This window comes from Vibrio sp. 10N.286.51.C3 (assembly GCF_003050065.1).
GTDB classification, from domain to species: Bacteria; Pseudomonadota; Gammaproteobacteria; order Enterobacterales; family Vibrionaceae; genus Vibrio; species Vibrio crassostreae.
On sequence record NZ_PIGC01000010.1, the window covers coordinates 52,645 to 70,667 of the forward strand.

12 protein-coding genes and 1 riboswitch are annotated in these 18,023 nt (G+C 45.3%); of the genes, 6 read left to right on the forward strand and 6 right to left on the reverse strand.

The features are described 5' to 3' along the window. Positions 1-29 precede the first annotated feature (29 nt). On the forward strand, positions 30-221 hold the full coding sequence (locus CWO27_RS12735) for a hypothetical protein (protein WP_008223046.1): 192 nt from the start codon (positions 30-32) through the stop codon (positions 219-221). 52 nt (positions 222-273) lie between these two features. Here the strand turns inward: CWO27_RS12735 and recD are convergent, their stop codons facing one another. From recD to CWO27_RS12755, 5 genes are all read right to left on the reverse strand, one after another. After that, the gene (gene recD / locus CWO27_RS12740) at positions 274-2,484 is read right to left on the reverse strand and encodes an exodeoxyribonuclease V subunit alpha (protein WP_102432262.1); all 2,211 of its coding nucleotides are present in this window, start codon (positions 2,482-2,484) and stop codon (positions 274-276) included. Continuing rightward, the gene (recB, locus tag CWO27_RS12745; protein WP_107899050.1) at positions 2,484-6,158 is read right to left on the reverse strand and encodes an exodeoxyribonuclease V subunit beta; all 3,675 of its coding nucleotides are present in this window, start codon (positions 6,156-6,158) and stop codon (positions 2,484-2,486) included. Before recB ends, recD begins: the two co-directional genes overlap by 1 nt. A gap of 241 nt (positions 6,159-6,399) precedes the next feature. Next, complete coding sequence (locus tag CWO27_RS23600; protein WP_170222438.1) at positions 6,400-6,561, reverse strand: hypothetical protein; 162 nt, start codon at positions 6,559-6,561, stop codon at positions 6,400-6,402. Between the two features lie 6 nt (positions 6,562-6,567). After that, a complete protein-coding gene (recC, locus tag CWO27_RS12750; protein WP_107899051.1) occupies positions 6,568-10,080 on the reverse strand; it encodes an exodeoxyribonuclease V subunit gamma in 3,513 nt (1,170 codons plus the stop codon). A gap of 127 nt (positions 10,081-10,207) precedes the next feature. Continuing rightward, a complete protein-coding gene (locus tag CWO27_RS12755) occupies positions 10,208-11,158 on the reverse strand; it encodes a TDT family transporter (protein ID WP_170960774.1) in 951 nt (316 codons plus the stop codon). Positions 11,159-11,366: 208 nt separating this feature from the next. On the opposite strand from CWO27_RS12755, the gene CWO27_RS12760 reads away from it, so the two are divergent. The 5 genes from CWO27_RS12760 to CWO27_RS12780 all read left to right on the forward strand — a co-directional run bounded on the left by CWO27_RS12760 (position 11,367) and on the right by CWO27_RS12780 (position 15,667). Then, positions 11,367-12,263, forward strand: a complete 897-nt coding sequence (locus tag CWO27_RS12760; RefSeq protein WP_102530434.1) for a LysR family transcriptional regulator — start codon at positions 11,367-11,369, stop codon at positions 12,261-12,263. Positions 12,264-12,351: 88 nt separating this feature from the next. Then, the gene (locus CWO27_RS12765; protein WP_008223840.1) at positions 12,352-12,645 is read left to right on the forward strand and encodes a YebG family protein; all 294 of its coding nucleotides are present in this window, start codon (positions 12,352-12,354) and stop codon (positions 12,643-12,645) included. Between the two features lie 155 nt (positions 12,646-12,800). Beyond that, positions 12,801-12,885, forward strand: a riboswitch (Fluoride riboswitch). 194 nt (positions 12,886-13,079) lie between these two features. Next, complete coding sequence (locus CWO27_RS12770; RefSeq protein ID WP_102432259.1) at positions 13,080-13,772, forward strand: iron-sulfur cluster assembly scaffold protein; 693 nt, start codon at positions 13,080-13,082, stop codon at positions 13,770-13,772. 21 nt (positions 13,773-13,793) lie between these two features. After that, positions 13,794-14,783, forward strand: coding sequence for a GGGtGRT protein (locus CWO27_RS12775; RefSeq protein WP_050645517.1), 990 nt, complete (start codon positions 13,794-13,796; stop codon positions 14,781-14,783). Between the two features lie 242 nt (positions 14,784-15,025). Continuing rightward, positions 15,026-15,667: a MarC family protein gene (locus CWO27_RS12780; protein ID WP_065676366.1), complete on the forward strand. Its 642-nt coding sequence runs from the start codon at positions 15,026-15,028 to the stop codon at positions 15,665-15,667. Positions 15,668-15,801: 134 nt separating this feature from the next. On the opposite strand, the gene CWO27_RS12785 is transcribed toward CWO27_RS12780, so the two are convergent. After that, on the reverse strand, positions 15,802-17,793 hold the full coding sequence (locus tag CWO27_RS12785; RefSeq protein WP_102478362.1) for a bifunctional metallophosphatase/5'-nucleotidase: 1,992 nt from the start codon (positions 17,791-17,793) through the stop codon (positions 15,802-15,804). Positions 17,794-18,023: the final 230 nt, after the last annotated feature.

An 18,023-nucleotide genomic window follows, 5' to 3' on the forward strand; every position in this document is an offset into this window, starting at 1 on the left:
ATATAAACAGCAAAAAGAGCAACATTGATATGAGAACCATTGTTTGTAACTCGCTGCAAAGTTTTTGGGATATGGCTGATAACCAATTCTTAGAAGGGCTAGACGTACACTGCGTGTTCCCTGTGAGCGAGAATCTAAAAGAGTTTATTTTGAATTGCCAAGCAAAATACAAGATAAACCACATATCGTTTACTCGAGCGTTTTTAGGCACTGATTCCTAGCACGCTCAAAGCAACCAGGGATGGTTGCTTTGTACATGTACCTCAATCACCTTTAGCTAGTTAAGCGGCTTCCTAAACCACTCACTCGCTCTGTTTTCACCTTAATCCCACGCTTTAATACATTAGTATCACTGAACATCATCAGTTGCTTCTTCGCTCGCGTAATACCTGTGTAGATAAGCTCTCGCGTTAAAATAGGGCTGAAATCCGGCGGCAAGATCATTAAGGTCAGATCAAATTCACTACCTTGAGATTTATGTATCGTCATCGCATAAGCGGTTTCATGATCCGGCACTCGGCTTGGTAACACCGCTTTTACGCTACCATCAGGCAACTCAAAATAGACCTTCAAGCGAGGTGATGAATCAGGTTGGCTTGAATCCGATTCAAGCATGCAGATACCAATATCACCATTGTATAAACCCAAGCCATGATCGTTACGCGTTACCATCACAGGTCGCCCGTGATACCACAATTCATCGTTGTGTGGATTCACTAAACGTCTTGCGGCAAGCGCTCTTTCAATACGATGGTTGAGACCTTTAACACCAAAATCACCTTCACGAATAGAGCACAACAGTCGGCATTGGCTAAACAAATCGAGTACCAATTTGGCTCTCGATTCTTGAGTTTCTAATTCTTCCAACGGCACGTTCATTCTATTGAGGTACGCACCATACTCATGAACCAAAGTACGTAGCATCAAGTTGTAGCTGTCACTCGATAGAGGATGATTTTCAATATCGCCAAACCCTTTGGCAAACACTTGGTCTACTTGATTCGCAGAGCCGTTATTGATTGCTTTTGCTAACTGCCCGATACCTGAACGTGCATCGAAACGATAACTCTTCTGCAGCATACACAAGCTATCTGCAATCTCCGGAGGATTAACGGCTCCCGCTTTTGCTTGTTGTGTATTGGCTATCGCATCAAAGCCTGTCATCTCCGCAATCAAGTTGCCTTGCACTGTGCTATAGCCTGTTGAATTAAATGAGCAGATATCACCTAACACCGCGCCCGCCTCAACAGAAGCGAGTTGGTCTTTATCACCCAACAAGATAAGCCTTGCGTGTTCAGGAAGTGCATCCACCAGCTTATACATCATCGATAAATCAACCATAGAGGCCTCATCCACCACCAAGATATCAAGGTGGAGTGGATTGCGTCGGTTATGTCTAAATTCAGCACGGTTAGGAATCGCGCCGAGTAATCTGTGTAAGGTACTCGATTCAGTTGGTATGTTGGCTTTCACTTCAGGCGCTAATGGCAACTGTTCAATCGCTTTACCAATCGACTCAGTTAAACGCGCCGCCGCTTTACCCGTTGGTGCCACTAGCTTAATCGTAGGTGTTTTTCCTTGGCTTAATGATTGCTCGACCATCGCCGACAATAACTTGGTTACTGTGGTCGTTTTACCAGTACCCGGCCCACCGGAAATCACCGCAAAGCGACGACTCAGCGCCACCGCTGCCGCCACTTTTTGCCAATTCAAACATGCCGATAACGGTACCAAGCTATCTAGGACATCTAAGTCTGTTACCTGCTTGGCTTGGATAATCGCTTGGTCGATTGCTCCCCAATCTAGAGCCTGCTCATTCACAATATCAAGATGATCACACACCAATTGTTGGCGTAACACCTGAGACGTTTGTTGGCTTGCTTCAGCCTTGGCTAAGGCGTTAAACAGGAAGTGATAGCTGCGTGCAAAGAGCTGATTGAGTGTTTCCGTCAGCGCCTTTTTCTGTTCAATATTGAACTCTACAGGCTTACTTAAACGGTTTAAGGTGTCAGCCAGTACAACCTCGTAGTTCCAGTAACGCTGTAAGTAGACACGCTGTCCATCAAACATCAGCGGCTTAACACAGTCATTGGTTGCTCCAACTAAATTGGACGATTGAAGTACCGCCAACCAATCAATACCTAACAGCTTTTGATTCAATTGCAGCGCCGTTTCACCATACAACCCAAGTAACTGGGCTAGATCTGCCGTTTGTGCAGGGCCTATCGTATGCTGCTGTATAAGCTGAGAACAAATGTGCCCTTTGCCTAATTCATGACTCACTACCCCCGCGAGAAAGCCGATTTCTTGAGAGTAACTCGTGGCTTGCTGAGCAATAAAACGGGCAAACTGATAATCCAACTGACGAATCGAACCTTTGTCCGCTAGGAACTTTAATACATCCATGAGCTGCTCAGGGATAAGTGAAACTGGCTTAACTGTGTTCGCAGCTTCTATGCTGGTATTAGTGGTCGTTGTTGTCATTATAGAAGCCCCATCTGTCCAGTTTCATTGTCATTCAATTGTGCTGAACGTCTGTCTATCACTTTACCGTCAATCAATTGATCCATTTCATCGAGCAAAGCCAATGTAGGTTTAGCCGAGAAAATACCTTGTTGAGATTGGCCGTCCATTCCTCTTAAAAACAAGTAATAAACCCCACCAAAATGTTGTTCATAACTGTAATCTGCAACGCGGCTGCGTAAGAAACGGTGCAGAGCCAACGCGTAGATTTGATATTGCAGATCGTAACGGTGGTCGGCCATCGCCGATTTCAATGCCTCACCATGGTAGACGGCAACGTCATCACCTAAATGGTTCGATTTCCAGTCGAGCACATAGTATTTACCTTGATGCTCGAACACCAAATCGATGAAGCCTTTCAACATGCCTTGCACGGTTTGGAAGCCTAAGTCACCCGCTTTGGCCGATAACGGATCGTGATATTGAATGGTTTGATTCAATTCAGATGCGGCCAACACTTCGATCGGCAACAAGAACTCCATTTCGACTAATCGTTGAGTCGAGTCTTTCTCACTTAGCTTTAGATTTTTGCCATCCAACGCGGTGTTCAGCACCGTATCAACCAGTTGTTGAAGCACAGGTAACCACTCTAGTTCGTATTGCTCCGACTCTAATAAGTGAGTGATTACTTGCGTGTTATGTTCACTGGTTGCTGGCTCAGTAAATTCAACATCCTCAAACAAGGTGTGCAAGAAGGTACCTGGGCGAGCGCCGCGAGGGAACGTGAATATAGAACGTTCAGGTTCAATCAGTTCCGACTCATCTTGTTCATCAGCCGAGTCAATATCGAAACCAGACACCTCAATGGTAGCGTCATGGCTCGCGCCGTGACTGCCTTGTTTTACAAGCCCTGAATAACTGGTGATACGCCAAGCTCGGTCAATTGAAGCTTTAAGTTCATTGGCCTGTAAGTCGTCACTCACTTGCTCTGTTTGCACAAAAACTTGTTCGTGAGCGGTTGGTGTTTCAGACAGCAATACGCTTGAATTCTTACCCTCAATCGCTGACAGAGCTTGATGTAACTCAGCGATGCCTTGCTCTTGTCCGTTTTGAACCAAGTAGCCCATGGCACTTAAGTGAACGCCGGTCGGCTCTTTGGTTGAACGCCCTTTACGTAAAGGAGCCATACCAATAAAACAGCCATAAACGGCACGAGTAAGCGCCACGTAAATCAAACGCAGGTCTTCCGCGAGTCGCTCTTTATCGGCTTGCGCCAAAGCACTGTCGCTACCGGTAATATCAAGCACTGTGGTATCTGATTCGTGATCGTAGAACTTGCCTTCACTCGCTTCACGGTAACTCGCGACAAACGGCAAAAATACGAGGTCATATTCCAAGCCTTTTGATTTGTGGATGGTAACGATTTGAACCAAGTTTCTTTCTGATTCAAGACGCTGAATGTCATCCTCACTCCCGCCTAAACCATTTTGAGCATCGGAAATCGCTTCTGCTAGCCAACGCAACAAGCCATAGTCGCTATCAAGCTCTTGCCTTGCTTGTTGTAGCAATTCGCCTATGTGCATCAAATCAGTAAGTGAGCGCTCACCATTTTCTTCTTCTAGTAAGCGTTCCGCGAGATGGCGTTTACTAATAACGCTACGCAGCATTGGTAGCACGCCACGCTGCAGCCACAACTTACGATATTCTCGAAATTCGTTAACGACGTTCTCCCACACCACTTCATCGTTGTTGAGTTCATCCAATGATGCGGCATCCAGAGCAAACAACTCAGAGGCCAAACTCGCGCGCAATGCACGGTCGTTTTCAGGTGTCAGCACAGCTTGTAGTAAGCGTTGGATATCTTGTGCGACTAAGCTGGTAAACACACTATCTCGGTTCGACAAATACACACTCGCGATACCTTGCTCAGACAGCGCGTTCTTAATCAGACGACCCTCACTACCGGTTCTAACCAAGACAGCAATATCCCCCGCATTCACGGCATGTTGTTTTTTGCCGTTATCAAAATAGGCTTGCTGGTTTTGAGAAGCGGTCAGAATGGTTTGAATTTGACTCGCTGTCGCTTCTGCCATTGCCTTGTGATATTCACCTTTCGGCAATGGCTTATCTTCAGCCTCTTGCAGCCAAAAGGTCAGTGCGTGTTGAGTCTGGCCATTCATCACCCATTGGCGTTTGTCAGCAGATGGACTGGCAGCAACGGGCAAAAATGGAATGTCTTGATCGTAGATAAACGGACTGTCCGAATTCATAAACACTTGGTTTACTGCGCTGACCATATCAGCACTCGAACGCCAGTTAGTCCCTAACGTATAGTGAGCACTAACTTGGTTTCTTGCCTTAATGTAGGTAAAGATATCCGCGCCACGGAAACCGTAGATAGCCTGCTTCGGGTCACCGATCATAAACAGACCACACTGCGGATTATCGAGGTAGATTCGGCTAAAAATACTGTATTGCAGCGGATCGGTATCTTGGAATTCATCGATCATCGCCACCGGGTATAAGGTACGGATTCTTTCCACCAGCAGCGATTGCTCATCCACATCAATCGACGCGGATAACTGAGTCAACAAGTCATCAAACGACAACCACTGCTTCTGCTGCTTAGCCTTGGCGAGCATAGTTCGACAGTGGGTGATCGCATGCGCCAATAACGGAGCTTTCAAGTCAGCTGGGTGATTTAAGAAATCTTCAATCGCTTCGAAAACGGCATGCTGAGGCGCGGTGCCTTTCGGTGTTTTTTCAATTAACGTGGCTTGAGAGAACTTCTCTAACTTGTCTGGATATTGATAATCATGAGTGTCGCTCTGCGCCCATGCTGTGACCGCTTCTAACCATGTTGGCAGAGACTTCTTGGTGTAACTGCGCTTGTTCACATCTGAACTTGAGATCAAAGCCAAAAAGTCCGCTTCAGACTCACACCACAGCGCTTTGAGTTGCTTCACTTTGTCTAGGTTCTGCTTGTGCAGAGTTTGTAAGTCACCCGACATCGCTTCTACGGTTAGCTTCAATGGAGAACCCGTCAGATAACGATTGACGTCTGCTAATAACGCAGCCGGTGAGCCCCAAATATTACGAACCTCACCAGCCAGTTGAATAGGCAGCGGGTAAAACTGCTTACGCCAATAGTCAGCAACCACTTGCGCTTTCAGATGACTTTCATCGGTCACAAATTCATTATCAAAACGGCTTCCAGACTCAAAGGCATTTTGAGTCAACATTCGCTGACAGAAGCCGTGAATGGTGTAGACAGCCGCTTCATCCATTTGCCTTTCCGCATTAAGCAGTGTTTTCGCAGCGCCAGCGTGGTCTTCGATCTCTTGCAACAAAGGAGCAATCACTGGGTCATCACTTTGCCCGCGAGCAAACGCTATGCGTGCATCATGGATTCGGGCACGAATACGATCCCGCAGCTCTGCGGTTGCCGCTTCGGTAAAGGTCACTACCAGGATTTGATCTACGGTCAGTGGCTCATGGTGTCGGGTAGCTTCTGTAAGCTCACCTTGTGGTGCTGCCGTGCCGTGCCCGAGCAGTAGGCGTAAGTACAGGCCGGCGATGGTAAATGTTTTACCCGTACCCGCCGATGCTTCAATTAAACGCGCGCCATGAAGTGGAAACGTCATGGTATTGAGTGTCTGTGGAGCAATTACCTGAACACTGCTTGTGGTCGTCATGCCTTACTGCCTTCTGATAAATATGTTGTTACAAATGTGACCTAGCGTGGAAAACGTCATTCAATTTACGTCCTACGCTGATTTGTTAATAGTTAGTGCGATCTCTCTCACGGATCAATTCAGATCGCCTCGCTACTATGCGCCCACGAGTTCAGGAGCGCGTACGAGTTTTTTACTTTACGGCGTTACTTTGAACCACAGAATAATGGTCCCTCTGACCTGTGGCCGTACAGCGAACGCCCTACACTAATAATGATTTACTGGCGGCCACTTTATTTCCTGTACCTTGCTTCTGTTCACCTTGATTCCCTTTACCTGGAAAGTAAGCACCCCAAATGCTTACCAGCGACTCTCTTTCGTTTTTCATTAATTCAGCGCACACGCTACTGATCTTGTCGATCACAGCCACTTACTCCTGATCTTCCAGATCGGCAGCAGCCAACCTTGCCGCCTGTAACACAAGCGTTGAATACATACGCGACTCAGCCGCCAGCTCCTCGTCCCACTTAGGCCAAATACGCGAGATGTAGCTATCTCGACCCTCGCCCGTGAAAGCGAAGCTATCATTAAAAGTATCGGCCATTTTCTTGAGCGACTTCTCTTCATCATCGACCCATTTACCACGGCTAAAGCCCGCTTCAACGCCAGCCAAGGCGGTTTTCGGGAAGTAAGGTAATGGTGCTGTCATGCCTTGATAAAACAATCGCACTAACTCAGCCAGCAAACTCTTCGCTTGCTGCGCATCGCCGATAGGTTGTAGCGTTTGATGAACCACACCTTCTTTTCTGTCGTAGCCAATAATATGAGTCGTTTTTCCGTGTCCCATCACCGCGCAACATAGATGATCAATCCACGCGGCCAAATAATCTTGCGAGCGTATTTTACCGCTACGGAAACGAACTAGACCCGATTGATAGTTTTGAGTCAGCCAACCCATCAAGCGAACAGGTTTGCCTTCGCCTAACACATCAAATTCGATATTCACTTCGAGATCTTGTTGTGGTGATCCGCTCACAAATCGAATCTCTTTGGCTAAGTCTTCCGCTTGAACACGGTTGGTTTCAAATTCGATATCACCAAAAGCGCCAACCGGTAATCGACCTTGTGCTTTTTGCTCAGAGACAAACAGTCGAACCGCTTCATCCGCCCCTTCAGGGTGATCAAGCAACACTTGTAGCAACGCATCTTTGAGCTGGAAGCTCTCTAGTCCATTAAGTACGAATGGTTCATCGTCTTCCATTACCGGAAGCGGTGGTTCAAACACCACTTTTAGACGACGGTTAAAGAAGTACTGTACTGGCAAGCGCCAGAAACGTTGCAGCTCAACCAAATCGAGTTCTAACGGATAGGTTGCACCAAGCAAATAGTCATCCAAGGCACGATTGAATTCACCACTGCGCTCACCGGAACGGTTAGCTGCAGGAAGCCATTCTTTGGCGTAGCTCAATACATGACTTGCATCACCTTGTGTAAAGGCTGCCGGGCTAAATGGCGTCATGGTGTGTTCAAAACTGATCGCTTGAGTCAGCTTGATACCAGAATCATCACTTGGTAGCGCTTGGTCTTCACTTAGGCAGTAGTTCTGCTGGCAGTACTCTATCAACTCTGAAACCAATACCGACGGCACTCGCTCAGTATTATCTTGAATCGAACGGCCGACATAGCTTATGTACAAACATTCTTGCGCTGACAACATCGCCTCTAAGAATAGGTAGCGGTCATCATCACGACGAGAACGGTCTCCGGGACGAGCTAGACTCTTTTTGCCTACGCCATTCGGCGAGCGAGTTTGGGCGCTCATCAAATCAAAACCTTCTGGTGGCATTGAGCGCGGGTAAACACCATCATTCATGCCTAATAGACAAACGGTTTTGAACGGAATAGAACGCATCGGCATCAGCGTACAGAAGTTAACTTGTCCCGCTAAGAAACGCTGACTAATACGCGCGCCCGACAGTTTATTATTCAAGTACTGATAGATAATGCTTGGCGATAGCTCTTGTTCGTACAAGGCATCATCAAGCTGTTCATTCAGTTGAGAAAGTGCATCGCGAATCGACTTAAGCACCACCTCACCTTCTAACTCAACCGCAAAGAAATCATCAATCATTTGCAGCAAGGTTTCACGCCACATGTCGATAGATTGCGTCTCAGCAAGGCGTTGACGGTAATGAGCAATGCGGTCAATAAAATGCGCTAACTTACCTGCAAGTTCGGCGTTAATGCCCTGAACTTCGTTATAAGCGGCAATTGGAGAGTGTTCAGTTTCAAACAAACCTGCAGAATCCGACATCGCATAGCCCAGTAGCATTCGCTGGATACCAAATAGCCAGGTATTTTGTTCAGTAGCAGGTAAGTCAAATTCAGTTGCGGTAGAAGAATCGACACCCCAACGGATACCCGCTTCTTCAACCCACTGCTTAGCTTGTTCAAATTGAAATTCATCAATACCGAAGCGTGCCATCATCGCTGGGATTTCTAATAACTCTAGAAGTTCAGAAGCTAAACAGCGCGTGTTTGGTAGCGCGACTAGCTGCATGAACGCCGTCAAAATTGGGCTCTCTTGATCTGCGGTTCTATCTGAGATTGAATATGGGATATAGCGCTCACCCGGGGCATTACCAAATACCGCCTGAATCGCAGGGCTGTAGGCATTGATATCTGCCACCATCACGATGATATCGCGTGGCTTTAGTGTCGGGTCAGCGTCAAACATTGCTAACAGCTGATCATGAAGAACTTCAACCTCACGCATTGGGCTGTGACAAGCATGTACAGTCAACGAGCGATCGCCCAGCTCAACCACTTGTTTATGGTTGCTGGAGTCTAAGATGTGATCGTCTTGGTGCTCTTCTAACTCAAGAATATCAGCTTGCAGTTGATGCAGCAGGCTGTCTCTCTCGACATCAATAAAGAACTCATGCTCTTCGCTGTCTGATTGAGACAGCAAGAACAGGTTATCTCTGCCCAGTTTACCCATAGACGCAAGTAAGCTATTACCGACCGCTTGGCTGGTATGCAGTTCGTCTTCAATATTGGCTTCAATGCCATCTTTTAATGGTGAGACTTCGCCTTCTAGCTGAGGTAAACCATCAACCAAAGCAAACTGCTTACGACGCTGCGCTTCCACTCTCGCCAAGTATTTACGGTCACGAATATCGCCCCAGTAATGTTGGCAAGGGTTGGTAAACATCAGGTGGACATCAATCTGTTCGCCAAGTGCTTTCAAAGCATCCATGTAGCGAGGAGGCAGTGACGAAATACCAAACACAAACAAACGTTTCGGCAGGTGTTGTAGTTGACCTTGTTGATTAGCTAACGCTTCAATGAAGTCATGATACAAATTACCACGGTGATATTTCGATTGGCCTTGAGAGAGCGTTTGCTCGTAGAGTGCCTTCCACAAAATTGGCTGCCAAGCGTGCTCTTGCTGCCCTTCACTATCAATTAATTCTGCAACGGGTTCTCCCGCTTCCCACATCGCCATCCACTCAGGTCGGTATACCAAATAGCCATCGAAGATATCAGCAATTTTCTCAGCTAATTGATACAACTTAGAGTCATCTTCGTCGTTTTCAAGATAGCGCTGTAGGGGTAAGAAATCAGGGTGGTCAAGTTTCGCGGGTAACAAACTCATCAGCTTCCACGTCATCGCTTCTTTATTAAAAGCACTGCGTTTCGGTACATCAGGAAGCACTTGGGTAAACATATCCCAAATGAAGGTTGCTGGGAGAGGAAAATCGATATTTGCTGCTACACCAAACTCTTTGGCGAGTTCCATCTTAAGCCATTGAGACATACCAGGGCTCTGAACCAAGATCTGCTCTTTTTCGAAAGGATTGGCTAAAGGGTCACTTTTGATTAAGTGAACGAGAAGGATTTTTAAAGTATCAACTTTATTGGAATGATAAACAGTAAACAAAGTGCACTCACGCTAATCTTGCCACAATATAGTGCCAGATTAGCATAAGTGCTGAGTTTGGATGAGGAATATAAGCTTATGAAATACCGAAAGCTTAAGCTTCGTTTATCTTTTGAACTATTGCCTCTTACAATCTACCCGCTACCGCGCCTAAAACACGATGAGGTTTGTAGTTCATGTAGTAACGAACAGCGACATAACCCACAACCAACGTAGCCACAATCAATTCAAGATACGCTAGGCCAAACACTTGATTGATGTAATGCGCTTCAATACCTTGTGCTTGCATCCACGCAGCCAGTTTAAACAAGGCTGTTGCACCAATCACGATTGGGAAGGTAAACGCTGCATAACCAGGGCTAAATGGAAGACGAAGTAGTTTGAAAAACGCCATATAGATAATGAACGTCATCAACACTGCAATACCAAATAGTAAACCAATGATCACAGGTGAAGGGCTAGCAGTAACGGTTAAGTAACCCGCCAAAGATAGGCTTGCAGGTGCTGCCATAATCGCAATCGTTGGTTTTGCAGCATCTGGCACTTCGTGAGAGAAGATCAAACGGTAAACCATGATTGGGAGCATTACTGCGTAAACCAATAAGCCGAATACCAAAGTCGCGTTAGCTACTGGCTCTAAAACTGGATTACCAGAGAAAGAGACGTCAGCGACGATAATACCGATCGGTGGCACAAACCAGCTTGGCACCATGTGGTGAATCTCAAAGTTTTTAGCTCTGTGGTACAAAAAGCTCATTAGAAACACAACGTGCAAAGCCACAGAAGCTAACCACATAGCTTCTTGTAAGAATTGAGAGATTGGCGCCAAAGACGCTGACACCACCATGCACCCCATTGCAAATGTTGGTACCACACTGCCGACAACAGGGTGAGCAAGATCTTCACGAAGTAAATGACCGTGAATCAAAAATTTCACAGCTAAAACAAGAAGCAATACCGCTGCAATAGCTGCACTGATCCACTGGACTAAGCCTGGGGTGTGCAAAATACCTTGTGCGACTAAAACGCCATCCCAGCACCAGCCTAAGCTTGCGATTGCTAGTGCTAACCCTGCCATGGGTGTTGGAGCTCCTGTTAATCTATATTTAATACGTTGAATCATGTCAGCCTCTCTTAAACTTAATTCACTAAACTTGTGAACTCATCAGCTTGTTGAAGCCATAATACGCTTGCGCTTCGTTAAACAATATCCAATTATATATAACAAGTGTTCATCAATACTGAACAGAACCCGTTTTCACCAGCAGAGCAAAACTAGGAATCTGATGGCTAATATTTCAATTAAACAACTCAAAGTGTTTGTCACCATTACCCAGCATTCGACGCTTACCGCAGCATCAGAAGCGCTGTTTTTGTCTAAAGCTGCGGTCAGCATGGCACTAGGCGAAATGGAGAAACAACTCGGCCACTCTCTATTTGACCGGGTCAACAACCGATTAATTCTCAACCAAGAGGGACATAAGTTACTTCCTTTGGCTGATGAAATACTTCACCGAGCTGCGGGTATTGATGTTTTGTTCCGTGACGACCAGCCTTTAAGTGGCAATTTAAAGGTCGGCGCGAGTGACACGATTGGTAATCAGGTCGCACCGTTTATTTTGTCAGGTTTTCGTAAACGAACTCAGCACCAGGATCAAAGCTTGTTCATTTCAAACAGTGCACTGATCTGTCAAAAGTTGGTGGATTATGAACTTGATATCGCGCTAATTGAAGGAAAAACATTACACCCTGAACTCATTTCGAGTCAGTTTAGCAGCGATGAAATGTGTATTATTGTTAGTAATCAACATCCTCTCGTTTCAAAAGAAAAAGTAACTTTAAGCGATTTAGAAGGCAGCCATTGGATTCTACGTGAATCAGGCTCAGGGACTCGCGAGTTTTTCCTTCGTGCCGTCGCACCACGTATCGAACACTGGTATGAATCTTTTGAACTCAACACGACAGAGGCGATCATCAATTCGGTTTCTGCCAATCTTGGATTCGCGTGTTTATCACGATTGGCGGCGCAACGAGCGATTGATTCAGGCCGGGTGAAAGCGCTCGATGTGCCACTCGACATGAAACGACGTTTCTGGATGCTGGTACATAAAGACAAATACCAGAGCCCGCTGCTGAAATCTTTCATGAGTTATTGTGAAGACTGGGCTACACATCAAGATTGAGGCCGCATAGTTGGGGCTCCAACTGGACTTTTAACATCAGAAACTGTATAAAAAGCCAGTAAAATTTATCAAACTTAGAGGATTAACCATGGCTGTTATCGTCAAGTACGTGGTGGAACGCAACGGAGAAGAGAAAATGACTTTTACCTCTAAAGCCGAAGCTGACGCATACGACAAAATGCTGGATATGGCTGATGAGCTTTTTGAACTGTTAGGCAAAAGCGATTTAGTTGAAGATGAAGGCAAGCAAGAAGAACTTGCAATGTACCTAGCGAAGAACAAAGAAGAAGTTCTTTACGCATTAGGTGCTAAGCGTAAGCCAGCTCCGAAAAAAGCTAAGAAGCTTGAAGCTGTTGAAGACGCAGAAGAAGATGCAGCTTAACTAGCTGATACCTTTCTAAAAAACGTCAATGACGCCTCTAATCAGAGTTCGTTATTGGCGTTTTTTTATACTTTTCGAAATATAATGAAGCTTGTTTATAGTCGAAATCGCTCTAAACATTCGCTTGCACAAAAGTGTGATAAAGATCTAATCTATAGCCATCAGGTGATGGGGTTCCACCTAAGCTTTTGCTTCAACCGCCCGTTCTTTTCGAACAGTGCTAATGACTCCTACAGAATCGAAAACAGGTAATACTGTTGGATGTATCGCTATTCCTCCATTTTGAAATGGACTTAGTCTATTGAGACCAAGACCCATGACACCTTTGGATTATCGATACTCAAGATCTGTAGTGAATTAGCCGCACCTCTTCCAACACGTCCTGTTTTCTCAACGCCCTAGGTCTTAAATGGCTCTACAAGTGAGAAAACATTATGCACTACTCTTCAGAAATTCAATCAATGTGCCCTATTCAAAGGGGTGACCTTCACAATTCAGCTCCAATTCCAGTTGAAGGCGCAATGGTTAGCCCAAAAGATGTCATCGCTATTTCTGGCTTAAGCCACGGTGTTGGCACTTGTGCACCACAACAAGGTGCTGCAAAACTGACTCTTAACGTAAAAAACGGCATCATCGAAGAAGCACTAATCGAAACGATTGGTTGTTCAGGCATGACTCAATCAGCCGCGATGGCCGCTGAAATCCTCACCGGAAAAACTATCCTAGAAGCACTTAATACAGACTTAGTATGTGACGCTATTAACGTAGCCATGCGTGAAATCTTCCTGCAGTTTGTTTACGGTCGAACTCAATCAGCTTTCTCTGAAGGTGGTCTAGAAATTGGCGCTGCATTAGAAGACTTAGGTCAAACACAGCGCAGCCAAGTGGGTACCAGTTACTCAACCGCTGCAAAAGGCGTACGTTACCTAGAGCTTGCAGAAGGTTACGTGACCAAGCTTGCACTTGATGATCACAGCGAAGTGATTGGCTACGAATATCTCAACCTCGGCAAAATGATGAAGGCGATTAACCAAGGCGTGCCAGCGAATGAAGCGGCCGACCTTGCGACAGGGACCTATGGCCGCTTCGATGAAGCCGTGACCACTATTAACCCACGCCAACACTAATTGCCAATTTAGAGGAAAGATATGATGAACACTCAATTTAATGAATCAGTAACTCGCGTATTGGCAGAAATGAACTTCGACTCTTTGGAGCAAGCTGACCAATACTGTAAAGCCCACAACGTTGATCCAAAAGCGCTAGTGATGGATACCCAACCTATCGCTTTTGAAAGCGCTGCAGATGCTTATATCCTTGGCTCAGCACTGGCGTTATTTCGTAAAGCCACCAGCGCAGAACAAGCCGCTAATATTATTGGTGAAGGTCTTCAAGCATTCACCAAACCTGGCAGTGTTGCTGAACAACGCCAAGTTGGTATTGGACATGGCGCGCTAGCCGCTCGTCTTCTCAATGAAGAGAGCCACTGCTTCGCCTTCCTAGCGGGTCACGAATCTTTTGCTGCAGCAGAAGGTGCGATTAAAATTGCGCTAAACGTCAACAAATCACGCAAAAACCCATTGAAAGTGATCTTAAATGGCCTAGGTAAAGATGCGGCTTATCTTATCTCGCGCATCAACGGCTTCACTTACGTGCGCACTCAATACGATTACCAAACAGGTGAACTTGTTGAAACTGAACGTCGCCGTTTCTCACAAGGCCCTCGCGGCGACATCTTGTGTTACGGCGCTGATGATGTACGTGAAGGTGTGGCTATCATGCACAGAGAAGAAGTGGATGTCAGTATTACGGGTAACTCAACCAACCCTACTCGCTTCCAACACCCTGTAGCGGGTATCTACAAAGCAGAACGTACTCGCCAAGGTTTGCCATACTTCTCAGTAGCTTCAGGCGGCGGTACAGGTCGAACATTACACCCAGATAACGTAGCAGCAGGCCCAGCGTCTTACGGCATGACAGATACCATGGGCAGAATGCACGCTGACGCCCAGTTCGCAGGTAGCTCTTCTGTTCCTGCTCACGTGGCGATGATGGGCTTCATCGGCATGGGCAATAATCCAATGGTCGGTGCTACAGTTGCATTGGCTGTCGCAGTGAGTGAATCTCAAAACGCATAGCGCCAAAACGAGCTCCACCGTCGGCCTGTTATATAGAGGCCGTTGTGTCGAGCTTAATAATTGAGAAACTCGCAATAACGCGCGACCAAAACTCTACCCCTATCACTAAAATCAAACAGTCAGCCTTGTGCTGGCTGTTTTTTATTCATACTTGCTCTACTATCTATTTCTAATAATTATTTGTATCTAAGATTAAATACACTAGCCATTAGTATTTAACTGCATCTTTTCAAAGGAATAATATGAAAGAGCTCATCATTCATACCATTACCGTGTTCATGGGCTTTTTTGCCATCATGAACCCAATCGCTAATACGCCAATCTTTCTTGGATTAACCGGTGACAATGACAGGGAAACGGTCAAGTCCATCGCCTTCCGTTCAGTGTTTATCGCATTCGTCATCGTCAGTACGTTTGCACTCTCTGGCAAACTGATCTTTGACCTCTTTGGTATCACGCTTTACGCACTGCGTATCACGGGCGGTATTCTGGTCTTTTTGATTGGCTTTCACATGCTACAAGGCGACTCAACACACGCCAAAGCGAAAGAGAAGGTCAACTCAGATGCCCAACGAGACGCGGCGCTAAGTATCGCAGTTTCACCTTTAGCTATGCCAATACTGGCCGGCCCGGGCACCATTGCCACTGCGATGAACTTTGCCAGTACCGAGGGGATTTACGAGACCATCATCACCATCGTCGCCTTTGGTCTACTGTGTACTTTAACCTATGTATTATTTGTATTCGGCGAACGCTTCGTGAAAGCCGTTGGGCCAAGTGCACTGAATGTGATTACTCGAATGATGGGTTTGATACTAGCGGTAATCGGTATGCAGATGTTGATTGAAGGTATTGAACAAGCTCATAAGGCGCTGTTTGTTTAAGCTCAGACTACAAAAATCTAAAACAAAAATAGCCAGCGATTCGCTGGCTATTTTCTTTTACTGTTAATCTATACCCTTGTCTTTTAAGGCTTTGAATAACAATAAATAACGCTCCGACAAGTGCGGTATCAGTACTATTTATATTCCATCGTTGTTGTTTCAAACCCTAGTGGTTCTAGTACTTTCTTATGCTCAGCCCAAGAGATAAATGATTCAGCATCAGTATTACATATGTCACCTGAGCCTTCCGCACATGGTTTAATACCACCGTCATAGATGACGCTATACTTCTCGGTACTTCCATCGTATGACAAGTTGTTAACTTTGTAAGTTTTAAAACTATCGCCTGAAATAACTATGTCTTGACGATCTGTTGATGTTAATTGAGCATCGCCTAATACATTCCAACCATCACTACCGCTTGCATTATAGTTATTAACGATAACAGTGTAGTCAGCGGCATCGTTCATTGTCGCCCATACTGGGTTTACTTCTGTTCCAGTATTTACCTCTAGATTCGTAACTGTACCTGATACACCTTTCACATCTTCTGTAAACGTGTAACGCATACCCGATACATACGGGAACTTACCAGCATGAGCACCTTCAGCAAGCGTCGGCTCAATTGTGCTGTCAATAAGGTTTCGAATCACCTCGCCTTTCACTGTTAAAATCGACAGGTAGTTCGAGAATGGTAATAATTCTAGCGTAGCGTTACCTTCCCTGAAATCACCTGACGCGATATCCGTTCGAACACCACCAGCTCCCACCAAACCAATCTGGACATTTTTACCGGTAACAGTTGCTACCGACGCTTGATTTGCCCAATAAATCATACCTTGAGCTATCATAGGTGCAACATCAGAACCGTGCACATCTGTTCCAGCATCACCAGGACGACGCTCATGACTGATTTCAGTCGGTGCGGCTGCAACAACATCACCATATGCAGCTTCAAGAGCAGGCTTATAAGTCGCGTCGATACGGGTTCTTAAATCAACATCTTCATTTTTAATCGTGATTTTATCGTTATCATCAATAAACGAAGTTACATCATCTTTATCAGAGCTAACCATTTGATGTTCTCGATGAGAATCATGATAAAACTCATCATTTGATAATAAAGTATTATTCCCAACACATGATAGGAGGTTGCCATTTATATCAAATGCTACATCAACGTCTCCGATAGCTTCGGCATACTGACCAGCTTGAACCACACAAGTATTTTGTGCCTTATCTTTTTGCGGGATCATTTCGGCGTAAATACCATTATTACCTTGGTCAAGGTCGGTAAAATCACCAAGTAAAGTATGAGAATGACCGCCAACAATAATATCGATACCCGTTGTATTGGCAGCTAGATCCTTATCGGCAGCATTTCCTATATGTGATAGAACAATGATTTTATTCACACCCTTGGTTTTTAAATCATTTATAGTGGCTTGAGTTGCTGTAATTTGGTCACTAAATGTCACATCACCAGTCCCGGTAGCTATCGTTGGCATATCCCCCAAAACAACACCGATTACCGCAACAACTTTCTCATCATCACTTGCATCAGAAACAGAGGTAATTGCTCTTTTTTCTGAGCCTTCAAATGCAAACAGTTGATAAGGGTATAAATTATCTACATTACTTAAAGACTGATCTTTTGATGCATCCATATTATTTGCTAATATCGGAAAACTAACCGTATTGATGAACGATGCGAGCTTGTCGGTATCTAAGTCGAATTCATGGTTCCCAAGTACCATTGCATCTAACCCCATCTGGGACAATAAGTCTGCGTTTGCAGCACCTTCATTTAGCTTAAAGTAAGCGGTACCTTGCCATGCATCACCACCATGCAAGAATAACAAAGGTTCTTTGTCTGCTTTAGCCCCTGCTTTGATATCGTCAGCGGCTTTCAATAGGCGAGGATAGCCGCCAAATTCGTTATAAACCTTCTTGCCATCAGCACCCATAGTAAAACTGGATTTTACAGGATCAAAATTTGAGTGAGTGTCATTCACATGTGCTATGCGCAATGTCATATCGGGAACAATAATATCGTCACTGTCCGAGCCACAACCAACCATCGCTACGCCGATAGAGAGCACCAGTAAAGACTTAGTAAAATTCATAGAAGATCCTTTATTAATCGTTTTAATGTCGTTATGGCTGGAAATATACTTATATCCTTAAGTGTTTTAGTGATCGCTATCTTAATTACACAGCGGAAAAACTGAGTAATTACTCGGACTGTAGGCACAAGCGATTAATCAACAGAACTCGATTAATTCCGATACTAAACAGATATTTATAAAGAATTTGTGACTAGCTCTATTGATATAGCGAACAAGAGACTTCTTTC